This window comes from Desulfonatronospira sp. (assembly GCA_003563255.1).
Lineage (GTDB): Bacteria > Desulfobacterota > Desulfovibrionia > Desulfovibrionales > Desulfonatronovibrionaceae > Desulfonatronospira.
Window position 1 is genome coordinate 1 of record PWSL01000422.1, and the last position, 3480, is coordinate 3480.

Annotated in this window: 4 protein-coding genes and 1 tRNA gene; 2 read left to right on the top strand and 3 right to left on the bottom strand. The window is 48.2% G+C overall.

Annotated elements, in window-relative coordinates; all coding sequences use genetic code 11:
- The first annotated feature begins 153 nt into the window (after positions 1-153).
- Together QZP87_RS12365 and QZP87_RS12370 are read left to right on the top strand one after the other, a co-directional pair.
- Positions 154-372 carry a hypothetical protein gene (locus QZP87_RS12365; protein WP_291323231.1) on the top strand — a complete coding sequence of 73 codons (219 nt, stop codon included), beginning with the start codon at positions 154-156 and terminating at the stop codon, positions 370-372.
- Positions 356-1147: a hypothetical protein gene (locus QZP87_RS12370; RefSeq protein WP_291323232.1), complete on the top strand. Its 792-nt coding sequence runs from the start codon at positions 356-358 to the stop codon at positions 1145-1147. The genes QZP87_RS12365 and QZP87_RS12370 overlap by 17 nt, the downstream gene beginning before the upstream one ends.
- A gap of 254 nt (positions 1148-1401) precedes the next feature.
- Here QZP87_RS12370 and QZP87_RS12375 read toward each other — a convergent pair.
- From QZP87_RS12375 to QZP87_RS12385, 3 genes are all read right to left on the bottom strand, one after another.
- A tRNA-Met gene (locus tag QZP87_RS12375) sits at positions 1402-1478 on the bottom strand.
- A 357-nt stretch (positions 1479-1835) separates the two neighbouring features.
- On the bottom strand, positions 1836-2717 hold the full coding sequence (locus tag QZP87_RS12380; protein WP_291323233.1) for a universal stress protein: 882 nt from the start codon (positions 2715-2717) through the stop codon (positions 1836-1838).
- A 317-nt stretch (positions 2718-3034) separates the two neighbouring features.
- Positions 3035-3253 (bottom strand): hypothetical protein, encoded by a 219-nt coding sequence (locus tag QZP87_RS12385; protein ID WP_291323234.1) that lies wholly within the window; start codon positions 3251-3253, stop codon positions 3035-3037.
- Between the last annotated feature and the right edge of the window lie 227 nt (positions 3254-3480).

Below are 3480 nucleotides of genomic sequence, written 5' to 3' on the forward strand. Positions count from 1 at the left end.
GGGGAGCACCTGAGCTTAGTGTCCAAAAATGAAACAGTCCCAGTGCCAAGTGCTGAACCCCCGTCATGGCTCAAATTTTTCTTGTTTTTTGTGACAGGGTTTCAGGAGTAAGTCACTAACAATTTCAATCAAACAAAAGGGGGAGGTGACTGCATGAACAATCAAGCCATAGAGCAGATAATTACAGGAATCAACGCAGCCTTCAAGGCCAGCGCTGAGAACTCAGAGCAACACGCAAAGGCTGTTCAAAAATCTCTACAAGCTATAGGCAATCAATTCAAAGAACATGAAAATGACTTTGAAGCCATGAGAGATCGTGTGCAGACCAGATTAAAGTCCGGGCCGAGGAGAACGCATGGCGACCCTGTATGATTTTTTGTATATTGACCACGAGAGGGTAAAGTCAATTTACGCCCAACTTTTTTCTGGGCTGCTCGGAGCCATTGAAAATGTTGCTTCAGAAAGTCGCACCAAATCATCAGAAGGGCAAATTGGAGGCTCCCCTTTGGGACATGCATTGCTTGGAAGCTCAGCAACCCAAAATGAATCTAAGCTTGAAATGCTTGACCCTCACGATCTTATCCTGCGGGATGTCTTACAGGGACTGCACGAAGAGAATTTTATCGTATCAGACACTTCAAGCATTAGCCCTGGCAACTTTATCTTGCTGAACGGAACGGTTTCAATACTGGACCTTAACGCCTACAAACATTTTATTGGAATCATGCCCCAATTTTTAGAGCAACCCGTCACTGCTCCCAAAAAAGGCAAAGACAAGCAGATTCACAAACACCACCAAAAACAGGCAGCCAGTCTTTCTCAGCTTATCTCAGATGTTGTCCCCTGGTCTTTACAGGTAATCATCGAAGACAAGAGGAGTACCGCATGGGGTGCAATCAATGGAAACAACCTTCGTGATGCTCCGGGTAACCTTATGCTAAAGCACGGCTCAACGCTGGTTGGCGAGTGGTATATTTTGGGAATTGTTGATGCCCTGGCAAATCAGTTTGGGCAAAAGAACACATCATTTCCAGAAGCACTGGAGGGCCTTGCGCAAGCCAGCGAGGGGATCAGGGCTGGTTTCGGCAGGCCGGACAACTTTGTCGGAATCACCCCCTTGCTTATATTTAGAAAACTGCTTAAATAGCCACCCCAAACCCGCTCCGGCGGGGTTTTTTTTCTAAGAGCCTTGCTCCAGCAGCGTGCTTGCCTTGAGAGCTTGCTGCCTGGTCAGGATCCCGGGGCAGAACTGCTTGCAGTCGGCCGGCCAGCTGGCAGTTCGCCAGCAGCGCGTCAATAAAGAGACTGAGCACAATATTTTAAAATTGGGGGTAAAGTGGGGGTAAATATGATCGCAAAAAAAGGGGTTCAAGCTAAGCACCTGAACCCCTTGTATTTTTGTGGTAGCGAGGGAGGGACTTGAACCCCCGACACTGCGGATATGAGCCGCATGCTCTGACCTCCTGAGCTACCTCGCCTAAAAAAAAGTAAATTTAACCTTTTTTATGAAAAAATCAAGTGTTTTATTTCTTTTTTTGCGGGTGACCATTTGCAAGCAACCTTTCATGCTGGCGGATACCGGCCTGGGGGCAGTTCCCGGTCACGACTGTGGCATGATTGCCGGCAATCACCACCGGGAATCCTCTGAATAGTTACCACTACAACGAAACTTATAAAATACAGCATGGCATCTCAATGGGGGACAGGCACCCCCGCACTTATTTTTCTGAAGGATGTTTGACGGCATTTTAAAAATAAGTGCGGGGAGAGCCAGTCACCGGAGGTCAATAAATAAGTTTCGCTGTAGTGTTACAAAAGAAGAGGTCAGCAAAACATCAATGGTGTATCCAGAGACTTGCGTGGTTGAAATTTTTGAAAACCTTTTCACTGACCGACCCCATGAAAAAGCGGCCCAGGCCTGTGGCGGGCTTTTTTCTCTCGGTGCGGCCCATGGCGATTACGGCGAAGTTGTTTTGCCGGGCGTAATCCAGGATGGTTCCGGATATATCGCTGCTGTTAATGCCTTTCAAAGTTATGCGCGATTCCTGGATGTTGTTGTCCTGAAGGCGTTTTAAAGTGCTGTTCATGATATGTTCTCTTTCTGTCTCATCTCTGTTACCGGATACATGCAGCACAGTGATGCCGTGAGCTGGCTCTTCTGCCAGGGCAAAACCAACATGGTCGGCAACGCTCAGGCTGGGCTCGGAACCGTCGGTGCAAATAAGGACGCCTTGTTTTTCCCTGGCCGGTTCTCGACAGATCCAGATGGGCAGGTCACATTCCTGGTGCAGCAGCTTGCTGCTGACGCTGTCCTGAACCAGGCTTTCAAGCATGCCTATACCTCGTCTTCCCAGGACCAGGGAATCATAAAGACCTTTGCGGGCATAGGATACCAGATCCTGGACCGTGGAAAATGTCTGCATTTTTAGGTCTGATTTTAGGGACCCGCCGGAGAACCCATAACTTAGAAGTTTATCATGGGCCGCCTGCAGGACCAGGTTTCCCTTCTGCATGCTGGAGTGTTTTATCCTGGATATTTGATCCGGAGTAGGATCTCCTTGAGTAGCCATGTTTTTTTGAGGGTTGAAGGCGATATTCAGAAGGTCCACTCTTATCCTGGATTTGTTCTGGAAAAAATAACCCAGGAATCTTGCGCCGTACTGGTGGCTGGGTTCATCACTGACGGCCAGAAGGAAGTGCTTGTTGAGATTTAGCATGGGGTTCAGGTGTCCTTGGATGCTGCAGCTGTTTATGTGGTGCAGTAGTTTTGAAGACAGGTTACTGTTAAGCTGTCTGCATGCGGCGTGGGGACTTACTCTCCACGCACTTATCATTCAAATATTCTGCAGCTTTCCGGCCATAACAGTAAATGGGATAAGTGCGGGACTGTCCCACTGCCAAGCGCTGAAACCCTGTCTTTGCTAGAAATTGTCCTTGTTTTTTGTGACAGGGTTTCTGCTGAGCGCCTATACTGTTACGAAAGAGAGGGCTGGATATTAAGGCTGTCTCCGGTCCCCCTGCTGTCAGCAGATATTCATACAATTTTATTTAAGATTCCGCCCACACCTTCGGCATTAGCTGTTTGTGCCTGGCCTTCGGCCTGGGGTGCACTCTGTGTAACACCCTGAGCATTGGCTGCTGCATTGTTTTCGTTGAAGGTTTTTTGAATCAGTTCCTGTCCAAGACCATGCATCTGCAGGGAGTTTTTCAGCGCTGTTAGGCCGCCTCCTACGCTGAAGCCTTGAATATCCATAAATTACCTCCTTTTGATCAGTTTATCCGGGGACCGAAAACTTAGCCTTTCGGTACCTTAATCGGCTGATTAAAAGAAGACTTTAGGCGCTTAGCACAAATTTCGGAACAAACATGTTGGTCGTTAAAATCGGTTCCTGGTTACCTCTCGTTCCCAGGCTCCAGCCTGGGAACGCTTAGTTCTTGCGGCTCCAGCCGCTTCTTAAAAAATGTGGCTGGAGCCACAAA

Bases quoted from the DNA above. Each gene is read 5' to 3' on its own strand.
- QZP87_RS12365 (WP_291323231.1), top strand. From the start codon at position 154: ATGAACAATCAAGCCATAGAGCAGATAATTACAGGAATCAACGCAGCC.
- QZP87_RS12370 (WP_291323232.1), top strand. From the start codon at position 356: ATGGCGACCCTGTATGATTTTTTGTATATTGACCACGAGAGGGTAAAG.
- QZP87_RS12380 (WP_291323233.1), bottom strand. From the start codon at position 2,717: ATGCTAAATCTCAACAAGCACTTCCTTCTGGCCGTCAGTGATGAACCC.
- QZP87_RS12385 (WP_291323234.1), bottom strand. From the start codon at position 3,253: ATGGATATTCAAGGCTTCAGCGTAGGAGGCGGCCTAACAGCGCTGAAA.